This is a genomic window from Mycobacterium sp., from assembly GCF_052145595.1.
In the GTDB taxonomy this organism is placed as follows: domain Bacteria; phylum Actinomycetota; class Actinomycetes; order Mycobacteriales; family Mycobacteriaceae; genus Mycobacterium.
The window spans coordinates 1-16,259 of record NZ_JBKQOI010000103.1 but is presented as its reverse complement, the minus strand read 5'-3'; the positions used below and the strand labels follow the sequence as shown (position 1 = coordinate 16,259).

Below are 16,259 nucleotides of genomic sequence, written 5' to 3'. Positions count from 1 at the left end.
AGCCGTCCTTTCAGGTGGGTTCGAGCGCGCCGACGACGGAACTTGCGAACGCGGAGCCGATCTCTTGGAGATAGGTATCCGGGTTGCCGAGCAGACTGCTCCATGACAGCAGGCGCTTTAGGTAGAAGTGCGCGTCGTGCTCCCACGTGTAGCCGATCCCGCCGAACACTTGTATTGCCGTGTCTCCGACTGCGGTGAGCTTTCCTGCGAATGCCTTGAGTCGAGTCGTCGCCGCGTGACGTTCACCGGCATCACCGGTATCGGCTGCCCACGCCGCGTGGATTACCCCGCTGCGCGCCAACTCCACCCTCTCGTACATGTCGACGCAGAGGTGGGCGACGGACTGGAAGCTGCCGATCGGCTGGCCGAACTGCACACGGGTCTTGGCGTAGTCGACCACCAAGTCGATGAGCCGCTGCGCAGCTCCCAGCGCACTTGCTGCCTCTGCCACCAGCACATCGTCGACGAGGGCTGTTAACGCCGACGGTGCGGCGCTACCGATGAACCGCGCGGGTGCTTCGTCGAGGACGACCTGAAAGTTCCTGCGAGTCTCGTCGATTCCCGTTTCTCGCGTGACGAGTACCTGTGCCAGATCCGTGAGGACGGCAAATATCGCGACGTCGTCACCGCGGTCGATGGGGACCAGGATGATGTCGGCCGCCGCGGCGTCGGCGATTATGAAGTCGCCGCTCACTGCGCTGGACTCGGTTGCCCGGACGAGCCCTTGACCGAGCGGACCGACGGTGGCGATGGTCGTTCCGTCTGCGAGCGCGGACAGTAGCTCAGCCGCGGCGTACTCCGTGCTGAACCGCGCGATGGCCCGGGGGGCTGCGACGGCGCTGGACAACCAGGGCCCCGGGTATACGCTCGCGCCCATCTCCTCGGCGACGATTGCGGCGTCGGTCATCGTCATGCCTGCGCCGCCGCACTCGATGGGAACGAGGACACCCGTGGCGCCGAGCGCGGCGAGTCCACGCCATACCTCTGGGGTGGTGCCGCTCGGTTCGTGGACGAGCGCGCGAGTGTGCGCTGCTACGCCGGCGTGCTGCGTGAGGAAGTCGCGCACCGTGTCGCGCAGGGCATGCTGCTCATCGGTCTGTTCGAGATTCATTTGCGCGGCAGTCCAAGTACTCGTTGCGCGGTGACGTTCTTGTTGATCTGAGTGGTGCCGCCTGCGATCGTCAGTGCCCGGGAGGTCAACCTGAGGTTGGCCCAGCGGGCGCTGCCCAAAGGTCCCAGCACGTCGTAGGCCAGAGATGCCATCGCTTGCCCTGCCTCACTCCAGACCGTCTTGGCCAGGCTGGCCGACGAGAACGCGTCGCCTCCGTGCAGCGCGGCGGAGATCGACCTCAGGCACAGCACCTCTAGGAATTTGATCCGAACCGCGAGATCGCCGATGCGGTGCAAGGTGACCGGATCCGAGAGCGCGGGTCGATCGCCGATGTATACCCCGGCCAAATCCGCCACCAGATCGTGCAGATCGACCTGTAGCTCGGCGTAGAGGCGGGCGGCCCCGGCGCGCTCATGCGAGAGCGTCGTCGTGGCCACTTTCCAGCCCTCGTTGACTGGCCCCAACAACGCATCGGCCGGCACGCGGACATCGGTGAAGAACACCTCGGCGAAGTCCGTGTCGCCGTTCAGGGCGACGAGTGGTCGAACACTGATGCCTGGCAGCTTCATGTCCACGATGAAGCACGAAATGCCCTGATGTTTAGGAACATCCGGATCGGTCCGGACGTAGAGCTGACACCAGTCGGCGCGGTGTCCCAGTGATGTCCAAATCTTCTGCCCATTAACGACATAATGGTCGCCGTCGCGGACCGCGCGGGTTCGCAGCGACGCGAGATCTGAGCCTGACTCCGGCTCCGACATGCCTTGACACCAGATATCATCGGCCCGCAACATGCGGGGGAGCAGAGTGCGCTTCTGCGCCTCAGTGCCGTAGTGCATGATGGCCGGCGCAATGTTATTGATCCCAATAATGTTGAGCGGGTTGGGCACTCGTGCCCGAGTAGTTTCTTCGACGCAGACGAGTTGCTCGAGTATCGACGCGCCGCGGCCACCGTAGGCTTCCGGCCATGCGACCGCAGCCCAGCCCGCGTCTGCGACGCGCGCATTCCAGGCCCGGAGGCGCTCGAATGCGTCGTCATCGGCGCCGGGGTGCCGCGTCGCAGTGATGATTTCGTCGGGAAGGTTCGCGGTGAGCCACAATCGCAACTCCTTGCGGAACTGCTCGGCCTCGGGTGGGTAGCTGAAATCCACGTAGCCCCATCTCGTTCATGATGTTTGACCGCGACAGGATCCATAATCTACGTTGAAACAGAATTCTGTTCAATACCGAGGCTGGGGCGTGCGAGGGCGACCGACGCGCGGGGCTCCACCTGCGGACCTTGGGAACGCTGACGTCCGCACTGGTCGGCCGACTCATGGCGGTTGCCGCCGATGCCGCGGGCGAGTCACCCTGAACCAACAGCCAAACCATGTTCGTCCCTCTGCTCCCTGCGGTGCGATCGGCACAAGTCCGCGAGAGGGTGTCATGACTGGGCGCTGACTGGGCCTGCCTCGAACCGCAACCATATCATCAGTTGAAACAGAATTCTGTTTCGGTTACCATCAACTGCCGCATCGAGGCGGAACGGAGGGAAGTGTGTCCAACGAGCCTGCCCTTGCTCACCGCAACGGATTGACGACCGAGGCGTGCTCACGGCCGTATTACCGGGCCGTTGGGAACGAAGAGGCCGTGTTCAAAGCGGCATTCCGCCAAGGGTTGTCGTTGGTGCTCAAAGGCCCCACCGGTTGCGGAAAGACACGTTTCGTCGAAGCGATGGCCCACGATCTCGGACGCCCATTGATCACGGTCTCCTGCCATGACGATCTCACCACCGCCGACCTCGTCGGCCGGTATCTCCTGCGCGGTGACGAGACGGTCTGGGTAGACGGCCCATTGACGCGGGCCGTACGCGAAGGGGCGATCTGCTATCTCGACGAGGTGGTCGAGGCTCGGCAGGACACGACCGTCGTGCTGCACCCACTCGGTGACCACAGGCGTCAGCTGCCAATCGAACGGCTCGGGGTGACCCTCGATGCGGCACCGGGGTTCGGGCTCGTCGTGTCGTATAACCCGGGCTACCAAAGCGTCCTGAAGGACCTGAAGGACTCCACTCGGCAGCGCATGGTGGCGATCGAGTTCGGCTATCCGTCGCCAGAAATCGAAGAAGGAATTGTGAGGCACGAGGCGGGTGTGGACGGTGCGACCGCGGGCGAGCTCGTGCGCATCGGTCAGGCGATTCGTCGCATCGAGACCGGGGGGTTGCGCGAGGTCGCATCGACGCGCGTCCTCATCGCAGCGGGCCGGCTTGTTGCCGAGGGCCTCACCCTACGCGACGCGGCGCGAGCCGCGATCGCTGGCCCGCTCACCGACGACGCTGCGGTCGGCCGCGGCCTCAACCAAATGATCGAGATGTACCTGGGTGAGTCAGCCGCCCCACGAAGCTGATCGCGTGCGTGCATGGCGCAAATGCTCAGCCGGATTCTCTTGATAGGAAGGTAGATCCGATGACCACAGAGGAATCAACGTCGCTGGGACAGGCCCAGAAGCACCCGCCGTCGAAATCGCCGGACAGCAAGATCAACTGGGGTCGCTGGATCAGCGCGCTTGCCGCTTTGGCCTTTGCCGGGTTGTTCATCGCAGTCTCGCGGACAGAGCTTGCTCCGCGCGTCGCAAACCCGAACGTACAGGGCAGGCCTCGCCCGGTCGAATTCAGCGTAGGGCCATGGTTCATCAACTTCTATCAGGTGATGATTGTCATCACGATCCTCGTGCTCGTCACCGTCTTCTGTGTCGGGTGGCGACGTAATCCGGGCGGCCCCCTGCTGCTGATGGCGCTGTGCACCACGCTCATCGTGTGGCAGGACCCGATCATGAACTGGGCGCCTTTTGCGGTCTACAACCCGGCCTGGCTGCACTGGCCGGAGGATTGGCCGTTGGTGTCGATGTCGCCGACGGTCGAGCCGTTTTTCGTGTTTGCCTACGCGACTTTCTACCTCGCCCCGTACTTCCCCGCCATTTGGATCGTGCGGAAGTTGCAGGCCAAGCAGGGGCCCGGGTCCTTTGCTGCGAGGCACCCGCTGATCTGTATGGCGCTCGTGGTGTTGCCGGTCGGATTCGTCTACGACATGATCCTCGAGGTCACCTTGATCCGCACGGGCATGTACATCTATACGCAGGTCATCCCCTTCGGATCGATCTTCGCGGGATCGACATTCCAGTTTCCGCTGATCTGGGAATCCCTGAGCGTAACCTTCGTGATGATCCCCGCCGCGGTGCTCTGCTACCGTGACGACACCGGTAAGTCCGTGGCCGAGAAGCTCGCGGCGAAGGCGAAGCTGTTCCCCACCAAGCCGGTGCTGGGCACATTCCTGGTGATGTTCGTCATTGCCAACGTCTCCTATTTTGTCTACGGCTCGTGGTTCTGGGCGATCAAGGCCAGCGGGGCGGCGACGGCAGTGGCCTGCCCATGGCCGTATCCCGAGGCCAAAGTGTATGACCCGCAGGGCTATTACGAAAAAGAAGGCGCCGAGGGTCCATTCTCCGTCGGCAAGTGGGCGACGTGGCAGAGCGGATTGCCGAACGGGAGGCCCGACGTCCAACCGCCGCCGCCGGGTCAAGGTGCATGCGCGATCACAAAGCCTTAGTGGGCGAACGCGAAGTGACCGAACAAGATTCGGTGACCCTACCGAAAGTGCAGAGGGGGCGTTAGTTTCGTTGCTCTAGTGGACACGCCGCGGCGCCGCGGCGAACGGGGCTGGGGTTGGTGCGATCTGGCTCGCGCCGAATAAGCCGGTGTCGGAGTGCAAGTGACCCGAGGCGGTCCCGGGGGCTGGTCGTAAGGAATCGAAGAAGGAGTCATCGCATGGAAGATATCGAAGAAGTCGTCGACGACCTCAGTGACGCATGGGCGTTCGATGAGGCTGTGTCGGGCAACGTGCGCGATCCCTACCCAGAGCTCGCTCGCCTTCGCCGTGAGGAGCCGATTCAGCGAATCGACGTTTCTGCTATGCCCGGCGAGGAGGGCAAACCTGTCTTCATCGTGTATCGGCACGAAGAGGCCCAGCAGTTGCTTCGCGACAACGAGACATTCTCATCGGGGGCTGTGACTGCAGCCTTCGGTGATGTGCTCGGCCAGCGTGTCATGCTCGGGATGGATGAGCCTGAGCACGGCAGGCACCGCGCGCTCGTGGCGAAGGCCTTCTCCCAGAAGGGACTTGCCCGCTGGGAAGATGATCTCGTGGCTCGGGTTGCCAACGATCTGATCGATAAGATTGCCGGCAACGGCAGGGCCGACCTCGTCAAGGAGTTCACATTTCCCTACCCCACCCGCATCATTGCCGGTCTCCTCGGGTTGCCTGAAGAGGACTTCCCACAGTTTCAGAAGTGGTCCATTGCGCTCCTGAGCTTCACATTTGCTCCGGAACGGGGGTTAGCCGCCTCCAAGGCGTTGGTCGAGTACTACCGGCCGATCCTGGAAGCCCGGCGGAAAGAACCTCGAGACGACCTGGTCAGTCGCCTGGCGGCGGCGGAGATCGACGGCGAGAAACTCGACGATGAGGAGATCTACTCGTTCCTTCGATTGCTGTTGCCGGCCGGTGTGGAAACCACCTATCGGTCGCTCGGAAACCTCCTGTTCGCCTTGCTCACCAATGAAGATCAGTTGGACGCCATCCGTGCAGACCGATCCCTTCTTCCGCAGGCTATCGAGGAGGGAGTGCGGTGGGATGCCCCGCTGCTCAGCATCATTCGGGTGGCCACACGCGATACCGAGCTCGGCGGAGTCGCGATTCCCCAAGGTTCGTCAGTGATGCCGATGCTCGGCGCGGCGAACCGACAAGAAGATCGCTTCGTCGACCCTGACAAGTTCAATATCTTCCGCCAGGCCAGGGGACACCTCGGTTGGGGAAATGGTATGCACGTGTGCCTCGGGATGCATCTGGCGCGACTCGAGATCCGGACCGCCATCAACCTCCTGCTGGACCGACTGCCGAACTTACGTTTGGATCCGGACGGAGACGATCCGCATATCCGTGGTCAAGTTTTCCGGTCGCCGACCGCGCTTCCCGTGTTGTTCGACCCAGTTCCGTAACAGGCCTGACATTCGCCGAAAGGGGGATGGATAGTTGCCGCTATCCTGCGTCACATGACGGTGATGTTCGTGCACGGAATGCCTATGACCAGCGCGTTGTGGCAGCAGGTGATCGATCACGTCGACCGCGACGACGTGGTCGCACTCGACTTGCCCGGGTTCCGCGAGCCCCCACCGGCGGGGTGGACGGGCACCAAGGACGACTACGTCGCGTGGCTGATCGAGCAGATCGAGGCCGAGCACGCGCGCACCGGCCCGGTGCACATCGTCGGGCACGACTGGGGTTGTCTGCTGGTACTGCGCGCCGCGTCGCTGCGCCCGAAGCTGCTGCGCAGCGTCGCCGCCGGCAACGGGCCCATCGATCCGCGCTGGCCGCTGCACGGCGTGTGGCGGGTCTGGAATCAGGAAGGCGCCGGCGAACGCTGGATGGAGCAGCTCGACCCCGAAAGCTTCACCTCGGTGCTACTCATGTCCGGCATGCCCGAGGATGTGGCGCGCACCCATTCCTGGCAGCACGCGTGGAACAGGGAAATCACGCTGACGCTGTACCGCTCGGCGACGAACATCGGACAGGAGTGGGCCGACGACCTCGCCAACATCATCGTGCCGAGCATGCTGATCTGGGGCGAACGCGACCTCGTTGTGTCCGTGGAGTTCGGCCGGCGGACGGCGACGCGCATGGGAGCCGAGTTCGTCACGCTCGATGCCAACCACTTTTGGCCCCCCGAGCAGCCCGCCGCGGCGGCCGCCGCACTGCAGCGGCTGTGGGCGCGTGCCGAGTTGATGCCGGAGACGATCCTCACGCAGTCGATCCCGGAGTTCAGCTCAGAATAAGCCCGATCAGGTCGCCGACGCGGTGTGCGACTTTGGCCGACCGCCTATGCAGTGACGGGTTGATCGACTTTCATCAGCTTCATCATGTTGCCGCCCATGATCTTTGCGACATCTTCCTGCGATAGACCGGTGAGTTCGTCGACGAACATCAGGGGATCCCTGATGCACTCCGCGTGCGGCCAGTCCGAACCGAAGACGATCCGGTCGGCACCAACCAGCCGGACATAGTCAACGAAGTTGTCCTCCCAGAAGGGGCTTACGTAGACGCAGCGCTTGAACGCGTCGATGGGATCCTCGGAAAACTCGTAGGGCGTCCGCCGGTACACACTTCGCAGACTGTCGAACAGGTGGGGTACCCACTCGGCCCCGTTCTCGATCGAAAGGATCCGCACACCGGGGTTGCGCGACAGCGCGCCGTGGCAGGCCAGCGCTAACATCGAGTGTTCGATCGGCAGGTGGCCGACCGCGGCCAGTGTAAAGGCCGTCGGGTTAAAGGGTGTGTATTCTTTCGCCGGCTCCCAGACGCTCAACATTAGGGCGTATCCGCTGTCCGAACCGTGCAGGGACACCGGAATCTCGGCGTCCACGCAGGCCCGCCAGAACGGGTCGAACTCGGGCGGGCAGCGGTGGCGAGCTAGAGCCTGTGGCTGTCAACCGCGCGTATTGTCAATGAGGTTGAAGGTTTCTAGGTCGCGGATCGCTGCGCACGATCGTTTGAGTGCATGGACGAACATCTCATCACCACGCGCCGTTGGGGTGGCGAATGCGCATCCCAGTAGTGATATCAATGGTGGCTGGATCATGCCGATGCAGTAGTCACGCCAGCAGGTTTCGCGGTCATAATCGCTGACCCCGTGTCCCAGCAGGGCGGCGTGATAGCGGTCGACGAGCCCCCCTTCGGTGGCTCGTCGCGCGTCCGTCGTCAGGCTGGACGCGGTGAAGTACGCCAAGTCTCGCCCGGCCAGGCCCACGCCGATGGTCTGCCAGTCGACGATGGTGACCGTGTCTCTGGTGGGATGGAACATGAGGTTGTCGGCGCGGAAGTCGCCGTGCATCAGCGAATACCGTGGCTGACCGATGAGCCATGGAGCGACGAAATCCATACTCGCCCTGAGGGTGTCGTGGTCGGCGGTGCTCAATAGGTGGCCGAGCCTGTCGAGGACGATCCCGACCGCGGATTGCGCTGCCTCGGCCATCATGTGGGCGGCGACGGCATCGCCCGGCTTTGGCATGCAGACCTCGGGTAGCTCTAGCCACACAGGGTCACACCAGCTGGGTCCGTGCAGTCCGGCGATGGCGACGACGACATTTCTGGCCTGGGCGTCCGAACATCCGCCGATCTGGTCTCCTTGGATCGCCGGCACCAGGTCGGACAGCACCAACGCGAAGTCGGTGCCCTCGTGATTGATGTCGTAGTAGAAGCACTGGGGGATAGGAACCTTCACGGCCGGAGCGACTTTGCCGTAGAACGCCACCTCGCTGCGGTATCCGAGTGCCAGCCCGCCACGCAACGACACCTCCTCGGCGGGCAACTTGACGACGAGAGTCTCGGGCAACTCCGGCCGCGGGTCGGCGTAGGACGGCGTCGCTCGATACGTCGACCCGGCTTGCCCGGTACCGATCCGCTCCAGCGCCAGGTCGACAACCTCGATGGGGTCCCCGTTGTAGCTCAACGCGGAGGCCAGCCACGACGCAGTGACATCCGCCAGGGTGTGCGGGAGGGCGATCTTCGTCATCTGCCGGCAAGGCCTTCGCCCGCCCGGTAGGCCTCGATCACGGGTTCTAGTTCGTCCGGCGTTGCTCCGTGGGTGATCACGCGGTCGGCGCCGTACTCGAGTTCCTTTCGGACCCTTTCCGCGCATTCTGTGGGCGACCCAGTGGCCGAGGGGGCGAGCCACTCGTCCGGCAGCAGCGTCGCCACGTGTTCGATCTGCTCCGGCGTCGCCTTGTGGTCGATCGCGCCCGCGACTGAGGTGACTACCGAGTCCTCGCGGAACCGCTGCAGCACAGCGGGATCCCATCCGTTGGTGCTCACCAGGAGGTCACCATAGGCCTGAAGGTAGGTGGCGAGGCGAGCGACGGTCTTCTTGAGCCGTAGCTCCTCGGGCAGGTGATCGCCAACGGTCGCCAGGCACGACCACACCCGGACGGAGGCGGGATCACGCCCGGCCTGTTCGGCAGCCTCCTTGACGGTCTTGACGCATCGCTGCAACGTCTCGGGGCTGAAGTAGGTGTGCAAGATGACATCGTCGAACGTGCGTCCGCCGAGCTTCAGGGTGTTTGGTCCGAAGGCGACCAACCCGAGTCGAATGTCCTCGTCGAAGTCGGGATCGAGCACGAGCACGTCGTATTTCCCGATCGGCCCGTCGTGGTTGAAGATCAACTCGCCTTTCCACAGGCGACGCATGACGTGGGCGAAATCTTCCAATTGTGCGGTCGTCGCGGGCGATACGCCCAGGGCGCTGTATTGCGGTACCCCGCGACCGAGGCCCAGGATGAACCGACCGCCCGACAGCCGGTGCAGAGTCACCGCCATAGAGGCCGTGATTAACGGGTGGCGGGTATTGAAGTTCGTTGCGGCCGTGCCGATCTGCATTCGGTGCGTCACCGCGCATGCTGCGCCTGACTGCGCACCGGCCTCCTTATAGGAGGTCCAGCGTTCGGCGAAGAAACCGGCGCCAAAGCCGAGTTTCTCTCCCTTGCGAGCCTCGTCCATCAGTGCGGCCGGACCCTCCCCACCGGCGCCGGCCAGCAAGTAGAAGCCAAGCTCGTCGAGCACCGGTCCGTTATCAACCATTGGGATCGACCTCTCTCAGCTGCGGCGCTGTTCGAATCTCGCAAGGCGGCGGCGAGCCTGTCGGCGGGTCGACCAGACCGAGAGCTTCGCCATGGCCGCCTTGGATCGGGTGTAGGGGGGTCCGGCGAGGCCCGTGAAGCTGAAGGGGATATCGGAGCCGACGACGGGGCGATGGTGACTGAACGTGTCGAAGCCGGCCTTTCCGTGGTATGCGCCCATGCCGCTTCGGCCGACGCCACCGAACGGTGTCTGCGGAAAAGACATGTGGAGTGCAAAGTCGTTGCGAGACACCCCGCCGCTGCGCGTGCGCCTGACGAGCTGCCGAAAGTCCTTGTTGTCGTCGCCGTACCAGTAGATGGCCAGAGGCGATGGGCGTTCGTTGATGTAGTCGATCACCTCGTCGAGGCGGTGATAGCCCATCACGACGAGTACCGGTCCGAAGATCTCCTCGGAGGTGATGCGCATGCTGGAGTCCACGTTTGTCACCAAGGTGGGAGCGATCTTGCGGGTTGCGCTGTCGGGCAACGTTTCGCCGGGTGGCGCGACCGGGATGATGTTCGCACCCTTGTTGCGTGCGTCGTCAACAAGGGCGAGCACCCGTTCGTAATTGGCGGTGTTAACCGACGAGCAGAAATCGGACGAGTCGACGATGGACGGCAGCATTTCGCGGATCGCTGCCGATGCGGATTGACAGAATTCCTCAACGCGGTCGGCCGCGACGAATACGTAGTCCGGACACAGGCACACCTGCCCGCCGTTGATCAAACGTGCGCGGGCGATTCGACCCGCGTGACTGCCTACGTCGGCGTCCTGTGCCACGACGACCGGATTCTTTCCGCCGAGCTCGAGCGTCACCGGAACCAGGTGGTCGGAGGCGGCCCGCTGGATGAGGCGGCCAACCGACGGTGATCCGGTGAAGAACAGATGATCGAAGGGCAGACCGGCGAACTCGGCCGCGACTTCGATGCCGCCGACGACGATATCCAATTCTGAGGAATCGAAGTAACGTGGAGTCAGGGTGGCGAATGTGTCGGCGGTATGCGAAGTAACCTCCGACATCTTGATCATGACGCGGTTTCCGGCGGCGAACGCTTCCGCGGCGGGCAGTGCCACCAGGTTCACCGGAAAATTCCAGGGCCCGATGATGCCGACGACCCCCTTTGGGGTCGGCTCTACTTCTGCCTTCACGCCGAACAATCGGTATCCGGGGAGCGCGCGCGTCGGGCGCATCCAGCGTTCCAGATTTTTTCGGGTGTACTCGATAGTCGAACCGATTCCCATGATTTCGGTCATCACCGAGGCGATCGGCGACCGTGAGCCGTAGTCGGCCGACATCGCATCGGTGAGCGCATCGGAATTCTCGAACAGCATCGCGACCAATCTGTCGATGCGGTTGTGCCGGACCGCGGCTGACGGCGGGCCCTCGGCGCGGAATGCTTGCTGCTGGCGAAGCAGCCTCGCGCTCAACCCCTCCGCCGTCATGGCTGCGCGCCGCGCGGAGTGAGGTAAGGATCACGCAGTTCTGACTTGCGGAGCTTACCCGAGGGAGTGCGCGGCAATTCATGATGGAAATCGATCGAACGGGGGCACTTGAATGTCGCGAGCCGAGCGCGAGCGAACTCGATCAACTGCTCGGCCAGCTCGGAGGTCGGTGCGGCCGAACTGATGAGTTGCACTGCGGCCTTGACCTCTTCGCCGAATTCCGGGTGCGGGACCCCGAATACGGCGACGTCTTGCACCGCCGGGTGGAGTATCAACACATCTTCGGCCTCGCGGGGATACACGTTGACGCCGCCGGAGATGATCATGAATTCCTTGCGATCGGTCAGGTAGAGGTAGCCGTCCTCGTCGAGGTAGCCGATGTCTCCCATCGTCGACATTTCGCCGTTTCGCCGGGATCGCTCGGTCTTCTCAGGATCGCCCTTGTAGACGAATTGGGGGCTTCCGCCGAAATAGACCGTCCCAATCTGGCCCGGCCCCACCGACGTATCGGTCTCCTCGTCGATGATGTGGATGGGGCCGCCGAGCGATTTGCCGACCGAGCCTGGATGGTCGAGCCACTGAGCCGAGTCGATCATCGTGAAGCCGCCTGCGTCGGTCCCCGCGTAGTACTCGACCAGGATCGGGCCCCACCAGTCGATCATTTGACGCTTGATCTCCGGGGGGCACGGCGCGCCCGCATGTAGTGCGACGCGATGTGATGACAGGTCCCGCGCCGAACGTTCAGAGGCAGGCAGTCCGAGCATGCGCACGAACATCGTTGGTACCCATTGGCTGTGGGTCACCCGATGCGACTCGATCGCGTTGAGTGCTTCACGCGCGTCGAACTTCTCCATCAGCACCACCGTCGCGCCCGCCCGATGCGCGGCAATGGTGAAATTCAATGGCGCGGCGTGGTATTGCGGCGCGGGGGACAGGTAGACCGAATCTTCGTCGATGCCGAACAGAGCGGCCAATCCAAAAGATGCCAGATCGAGGTCGCCGGGTTTGGTGTCGGGCAGCGGGCGCACCACACCCTTGGGCCGTCCGGTTGTGCCGGAGGTGTACAACATTGCCGAACCGCTGGACTCCTCGAACGGGTCTCCGTCGAAAGCGATCGCTTCTTCGTACGACTCGAAGCCATCGGATGCGCCGTCGGCCATCAGTCGAGTGGTCAGACCTGGGGCGGCGCTCCACTCGATCTCGGCGACGAGGTCACGTTGGGCTGCCGATGTGACGATCAGTTTGGCATCGCAATCGCCGAGGACGTAGGCGATCTCCGGCGGCTTGAGATGCCAGTTGACTGGAGTCACATAGAGACCTGAACGCAAAGCAGCCCAGAGAATTTCGAAGTAGCGAGCGTCATTGTGTAGAAGGATTGCCAGATGATCGCCGCGGTTCAGCCCGCGAGAGCGGAAGAATGAGGCGAGCCTGCGTGAGCGATCATCGAGCTGTCGGTACGTGATGGTGCTGCCGGATCCGGCCATGATGACCGCCGGGTGGTCCGGTTTGACGGTAGCCCAGTGGCCCGGATACATCAGCCGACCCGATGGTTCCAATTACGTGCCGCATTGATGACCTCGGCGAACGGCGTCCGGCTGTCGAAGCTCGGTTCGCGCGGCAGACCCAGCACGCGCTCGCCTATCCCGTTGCGCTGCACCTCGTTTGTGCCGCCACCGATCGACGCGACTCTGCCGGTGAGGTACTCGGCGGCGACACCCAGTGCTTCGGAGTCATCCTCGTCCCACGCAATGGCGTTCGCACCGCCGATCTCCATTGCGATCCGGACACGTTGCGGCATCAAGACGCCGCCCGCCAATTTGATGTAGGCCGCGACTGCGGGATTGGGCGATGCGGCCGCTGCCAGTTCCGCGAACAAGCGCTTGCCGAGGTGATGCTGTGCGTAATCGTTGATGTGTGCGCGCGCGATCGCCTGCCGCGCGACGGGATCCGCGAGGCGATTGGCCTTGCGCGCCAACGCCACCAGATCCGGCGCGAGTTCTTGCGGCTCGGCGACGTTGAAACCTTCGCCCGCGCGGCGCTCATACACCAGCATCGTCTGCGCCACCGACCAGCCGTCGTTGACCTGCCCGATGATGTCCTGGTCGGTGACCACGACGTCGTCGAGCGTCTCCTCACAGAAGCCGGCGTTTCCGTCGACGAGGACGATGGGCCTGATCGTCACGCCCGTTGCCGAGGTCGGCACGCCGAACCACGTCAACCCGCGGTGTTTGGTGGCCTGCCAGTCCGTCCGCGCCAGGCACATGGCGTAGTCGGCGTTCTCAGCGCCTGTGGTCCAGATCTTCGAACCCCGGATCACCCAATTGTCGCCGTCGCGCGTGGCCCGGGTCCGGATCCCCGCGAGGTCGGATCCCGCCTCGGGTTCGGAGTAGAACTGGCACCAGAGTGCCTCGCCGGCAAGCATTTTCGGGATGTGAACGTCGAGGAACTCCGGTGTTGCGTGGGCCAGCATGGATCGGCCGATGGGGCCGAACGTGACCAGGCCGACAGCACCGAAGTCCGGTGTGATGTATTCGTCGGCCTCCTCGGTGAAGACACGCTCGTGGGCCTCGGATAGTCCCCGGCCGCCATATGCCTCGGGATATGAGATGCCGGCCCAGCCGGCGTCGAACAAGGTGCGTTGCAGGTCGCGGCTGTGGGCGATCTGTTCGGGTGTTCTGGCTTCGGCCGCCGATATGGCGGCACTGCGCGAGGTGCGGCGCTCGAGATTGGCTTGGATCCACGCGCGGGCTTCACGGCGGAATTGGTCTAGATCGGTGCGTGCATCGCTCACGTGTGTTCTCCGATCAAATCCCGCCGAGTTGGCATACGCGTTCACGGTGCCACGTCGGATCGCCGTACAGAGCGGCATCGGTGGTGACCCGTCGGACGAACAGATGCTGGTCGTGTTCCCAGGTAAGCCCGATGCCTCCGAATACCTGCGTGCAATTTGAGACGATCTCGATGCCGGTATCCCCGACCAGCGCTTTGGCCATGCTCGCGGCCTGGAGTCCGTGTTCCCCCTCATCGCCGAGGTCCTCGGCGGCCGCCGAGACGACGGACTTGCCGAGTTCGAGTGACAGGCTCGAGTCCACGAGTAAGTGCTTGATCGCCTGAAAGGAGCCGATGGGGCGTCCGAACGCGACGCGGTCCTTCGCGTATTGCACCGTCCGGCTGAGATCTTCGGCCACCGCACCCACCGTCTGTGCAGCCGTCAGAACGGACGCCAAGGCGAGCTGTCGGTTCACGAGATCGGCAGCCGAATCAGCATTGCCGAGTAGGTCGCTCTGCCGAACGACGGTGCCGGCAAACGAGATATCCGCGAAGTCTCTGGTCAGGTCAAGCGATCGTTTACGCCGGATCGTGACACCTGGTGCATCCACCGGGACCACGAATTGCAGTAGGCCATCCGGCGACGCCGCGGTGACAAGTATCCATGATGCCCAGTCGATGTCCTGAATGAGTGACTTGTAGCCCCGTAACTGGTAGCCAGAGTCTGTCGGGGTGGCCCATACCCCGGCATCTGGTGCTCCTCCGCCGACTCCGCATGTCGCAGCCCAGACCGCACTGGCCTCGCCGGACAGCAACGCGGGAACGAGGAGTTCCCTCTGTGCGTCGCTTCCCGCGGCGCACAGGGCGTAGGCGACGACATTCGTCGCGACGAACGGGCCGGGCTGTAGTGCGCCGCCGAGCTTATTGGCGATGAGCGCCGCGTCGAGCACCCCGTTAGTTGACGCGCAACCGCCGCCGAGTTGTTCGGGAACCAGCATCGAGAACCATCCGAGCTCGGCGCCCTGGCGCCAGTAGCGAGCACGGAAGTCGGCGCTTCGATGGCTTTCGTCGCGCAGTCGCGCGATCGGACACTCCTTGGCCACGAACTTGGCCGTCTCCTCCAGTACCGCTTTCTGGTCATCGGTGACTACTTCGTCCACAAAAGTTCTCGCTCCTGAATGACGCCGTTGTGGTCCTCTCCGAGATCGGGCCTCAGGGCAGTGCGATGGTGGCTTGGCCGGGTGTAGTGGGTTCGTCGTTTTGATTCAGGACGTCGATGTCGAGGACGACGAGCTTTCGTCCGTTCTCGGTTTTCTTCTCGGCGACCACGGCGCGGGTGCGCAGGACGTCGTTTTTGAGGTTGGTGCCGCGAAACTGCACGTTCATGTCGAGGATCTCGGCTTCGTCGCCGGCCCAGTCACGTAGCGCGTTAAGCAAATAGCTCCAGCGCAGATTGCCCATGCCGATCGCGCCGGGCTGGCCCATGGCGCGGGCCATCTCGTCGTCCATATGGATCGAGATGAACTCATCGTTGACCGCCGCGAAGCGGTTCCAGTTGTCGAAGTCGGTCTTGCGGGTGAACTCCGGCAGTTGCTGACCGACCTCGACGCTGTCGAAGGAGACGTTGATCGCCATCAGAAGATACTCCTGTGCCTAGAACTGGATTGTGGTGCCGACACGGCGCTTGACCAGCTCACCGTTTTGGTTGTGCCACTCGGTTTCGTACTTCGAGAACAGCTTCACGCCCGAACGCAGCTCCCGCTCCTCCCAGCTGGCGAGTCGCAGTTTCGACGAGATCACCTCACCGGGGCGCATCCTGGTGAAAAACGTATCCTCGGTGCCACCGTTGAGGATCATCCCGCCGATCAGCCCGGGCAGTTTGAACGGAAGTGCACTCTCCTCGCCGGTAGGCACCGCCCACGCGAATGGGTTGAAGTCTTCCGGAGCGACAATGCCGCCGAACTTAGTGGCCTTGGCATAGTCGGCATCCCAGAACAGCCGCGGCGGAGTCTTGGGCCAGTACGCGGCGATCGCCCATCGCCGGATATCGGACTCGCTGATCGGATACGACACCTCCTCGTTGCCCCAAACGCCCTTGCAGTCCAACATCTCCTGAGTGACCAGCGAGGTTTTCTCGGTCATCGGCGACCCTCTCCCAAACTCACGGGGAAACAACACCCAACACATGACCGCGCGGCATCGGATCGGCACGCTCGGCAACCCGAACCCTAGTGGCC

Annotated in this window: 14 protein-coding genes and 1 pseudogene; 4 read left to right on the top strand and 11 right to left on the bottom strand. The window is 63.4% G+C overall.

From position 1 onward, the window contains the following. Window positions 1–10: 10 nt before the first annotated feature. Together ACLP4W_RS09150 and ACLP4W_RS09145 are read right to left on the bottom strand one after the other, a co-directional pair. Window positions 11–1,111 carry an acyl-CoA dehydrogenase family protein gene (locus ACLP4W_RS09150; protein ID WP_442385822.1) on the bottom strand — a complete coding sequence of 367 codons (1,101 nt, stop codon included), beginning with the start codon at window positions 1,109–1,111 and terminating at the stop codon, window positions 11–13. Continuing rightward, complete coding sequence (locus ACLP4W_RS09145) at window positions 1,108–2,262, bottom strand: acyl-CoA dehydrogenase family protein (RefSeq protein WP_442385821.1); 1,155 nt, start codon at window positions 2,260–2,262, stop codon at window positions 1,108–1,110. The genes ACLP4W_RS09150 and ACLP4W_RS09145 overlap by 4 nt, the downstream gene beginning before the upstream one ends. 385 nt (window positions 2,263–2,647) lie before the next feature. On the opposite strand from ACLP4W_RS09145, the gene ACLP4W_RS09140 reads away from it, so the two are divergent. The 4 genes from ACLP4W_RS09140 (at window position 2,648) to ACLP4W_RS09125 (ending at window position 6,974) form a co-directional block, all read left to right on the top strand. Next, window positions 2,648–3,496, top strand: a complete 849-nt coding sequence (locus tag ACLP4W_RS09140) for a CbbQ/NirQ/NorQ/GpvN family protein (RefSeq protein ID WP_442385820.1) — start codon at window positions 2,648–2,650, stop codon at window positions 3,494–3,496. A gap of 59 nt (window positions 3,497–3,555) precedes the next feature. After that, window positions 3,556–4,695 carry a spirocyclase AveC family protein gene (locus ACLP4W_RS09135; protein ID WP_442385819.1) on the top strand — a complete coding sequence of 380 codons (1,140 nt, stop codon included), beginning with the start codon at window positions 3,556–3,558 and terminating at the stop codon, window positions 4,693–4,695. Window positions 4,696–4,922: 227 nt separating this feature from the next. Further along, a complete protein-coding gene (locus ACLP4W_RS09130; protein ID WP_442385856.1) occupies window positions 4,923–6,140 on the top strand; it encodes a cytochrome P450 in 1,218 nt (405 codons plus the stop codon). A 54-nt stretch (window positions 6,141–6,194) separates the two neighbouring features. Continuing rightward, complete coding sequence (locus ACLP4W_RS09125; RefSeq protein WP_442385818.1) at window positions 6,195–6,974, top strand: alpha/beta fold hydrolase; 780 nt, start codon at window positions 6,195–6,197, stop codon at window positions 6,972–6,974. A gap of 44 nt (window positions 6,975–7,018) precedes the next feature. On the opposite strand, the pseudogene ACLP4W_RS09120 reads toward ACLP4W_RS09125, so the two are convergent. From ACLP4W_RS09120 to ACLP4W_RS09080, 9 genes and pseudogenes are all read right to left on the bottom strand, one after another. Beyond that, window positions 7,019–7,588: pseudogene (locus ACLP4W_RS09120) on the bottom strand (amidohydrolase family protein); the annotation flags it as partial. Between the two features lie 36 nt (window positions 7,589–7,624). Then, the gene (locus ACLP4W_RS09115) at window positions 7,625–8,710 is read right to left on the bottom strand and encodes a phosphotransferase family protein (protein ID WP_442385817.1); all 1,086 of its coding nucleotides are present in this window, start codon (window positions 8,708–8,710) and stop codon (window positions 7,625–7,627) included. Then, complete coding sequence (locus ACLP4W_RS09110; RefSeq protein ID WP_442385816.1) at window positions 8,707–9,771, bottom strand: TIGR03857 family LLM class F420-dependent oxidoreductase; 1,065 nt, start codon at window positions 9,769–9,771, stop codon at window positions 8,707–8,709. Before ACLP4W_RS09110 ends, ACLP4W_RS09115 begins: the two co-directional genes overlap by 4 nt. Window positions 9,772–9,786: 15 nt before the next feature. Next, entirely contained in the window at window positions 9,787–11,253 is a 1,467-nt protein-coding gene (locus tag ACLP4W_RS09105; protein ID WP_442385815.1) for an aldehyde dehydrogenase family protein, read from the bottom strand. Continuing rightward, a complete protein-coding gene (locus tag ACLP4W_RS09100; RefSeq protein WP_442385855.1) occupies window positions 11,250–12,788 on the bottom strand; it encodes an acyl-CoA synthetase in 1,539 nt (512 codons plus the stop codon). Before ACLP4W_RS09100 ends, ACLP4W_RS09105 begins: the two co-directional genes overlap by 4 nt. Beyond that, on the bottom strand, window positions 12,788–14,044 hold the full coding sequence (locus ACLP4W_RS09095) for an acyl-CoA dehydrogenase family protein (protein ID WP_442385814.1): 1,257 nt from the start codon (window positions 14,042–14,044) through the stop codon (window positions 12,788–12,790). The genes ACLP4W_RS09100 and ACLP4W_RS09095 overlap by 1 nt, the downstream gene beginning before the upstream one ends. A gap of 13 nt (window positions 14,045–14,057) precedes the next feature. Next, window positions 14,058–15,182, bottom strand: coding sequence for an acyl-CoA dehydrogenase family protein (locus ACLP4W_RS09090; protein ID WP_442385813.1), 1,125 nt, complete (start codon window positions 15,180–15,182; stop codon window positions 14,058–14,060). A gap of 52 nt (window positions 15,183–15,234) precedes the next feature. After that, complete coding sequence (locus tag ACLP4W_RS09085) at window positions 15,235–15,657, bottom strand: MaoC/PaaZ C-terminal domain-containing protein (RefSeq protein WP_442385812.1); 423 nt, start codon at window positions 15,655–15,657, stop codon at window positions 15,235–15,237. Window positions 15,658–15,675: 18 nt separating this feature from the next. Next, window positions 15,676–16,164, bottom strand: coding sequence for an FAS1-like dehydratase domain-containing protein (locus ACLP4W_RS09080; RefSeq protein ID WP_442385811.1), 489 nt, complete (start codon window positions 16,162–16,164; stop codon window positions 15,676–15,678). Window positions 16,165–16,259 lie beyond the last annotated feature (95 nt).

What these genes read in the sequence shown, in the direction of transcription:
- ACLP4W_RS09125 (WP_442385818.1), top strand. Translation starts at nt 6,195, where the DNA reads ATGACGGTGATGTTCGTGCACGGAATGCCTATGACCAGCGCGTTGTGG.
- ACLP4W_RS09085 (WP_442385812.1), bottom strand. Translation starts at nt 15,657, where the DNA reads ATGGCGATCAACGTCTCCTTCGACAGCGTCGAGGTCGGTCAGCAACTG.
- ACLP4W_RS09115 (WP_442385817.1), bottom strand. Translation starts at nt 8,710, where the DNA reads ATGACGAAGATCGCCCTCCCGCACACCCTGGCGGATGTCACTGCGTCG.
- ACLP4W_RS09100 (WP_442385855.1), bottom strand. Translation starts at nt 12,788, where the DNA reads ATGTATCCGGGCCACTGGGCTACCGTCAAACCGGACCACCCGGCGGTC.
- ACLP4W_RS09105 (WP_442385815.1), bottom strand. Translation starts at nt 11,253, where the DNA reads ATGACGGCGGAGGGGTTGAGCGCGAGGCTGCTTCGCCAGCAGCAAGCA.
- ACLP4W_RS09150 (WP_442385822.1), bottom strand. Translation starts at nt 1,111, where the DNA reads ATGAATCTCGAACAGACCGATGAGCAGCATGCCCTGCGCGACACGGTG.
- ACLP4W_RS09135 (WP_442385819.1), top strand. Translation starts at nt 3,556, where the DNA reads ATGACCACAGAGGAATCAACGTCGCTGGGACAGGCCCAGAAGCACCCG.
- ACLP4W_RS09110 (WP_442385816.1), bottom strand. Translation starts at nt 9,771, where the DNA reads ATGGTTGATAACGGACCGGTGCTCGACGAGCTTGGCTTCTACTTGCTG.
- ACLP4W_RS09080 (WP_442385811.1), bottom strand. Translation starts at nt 16,164, where the DNA reads ATGACCGAGAAAACCTCGCTGGTCACTCAGGAGATGTTGGACTGCAAG.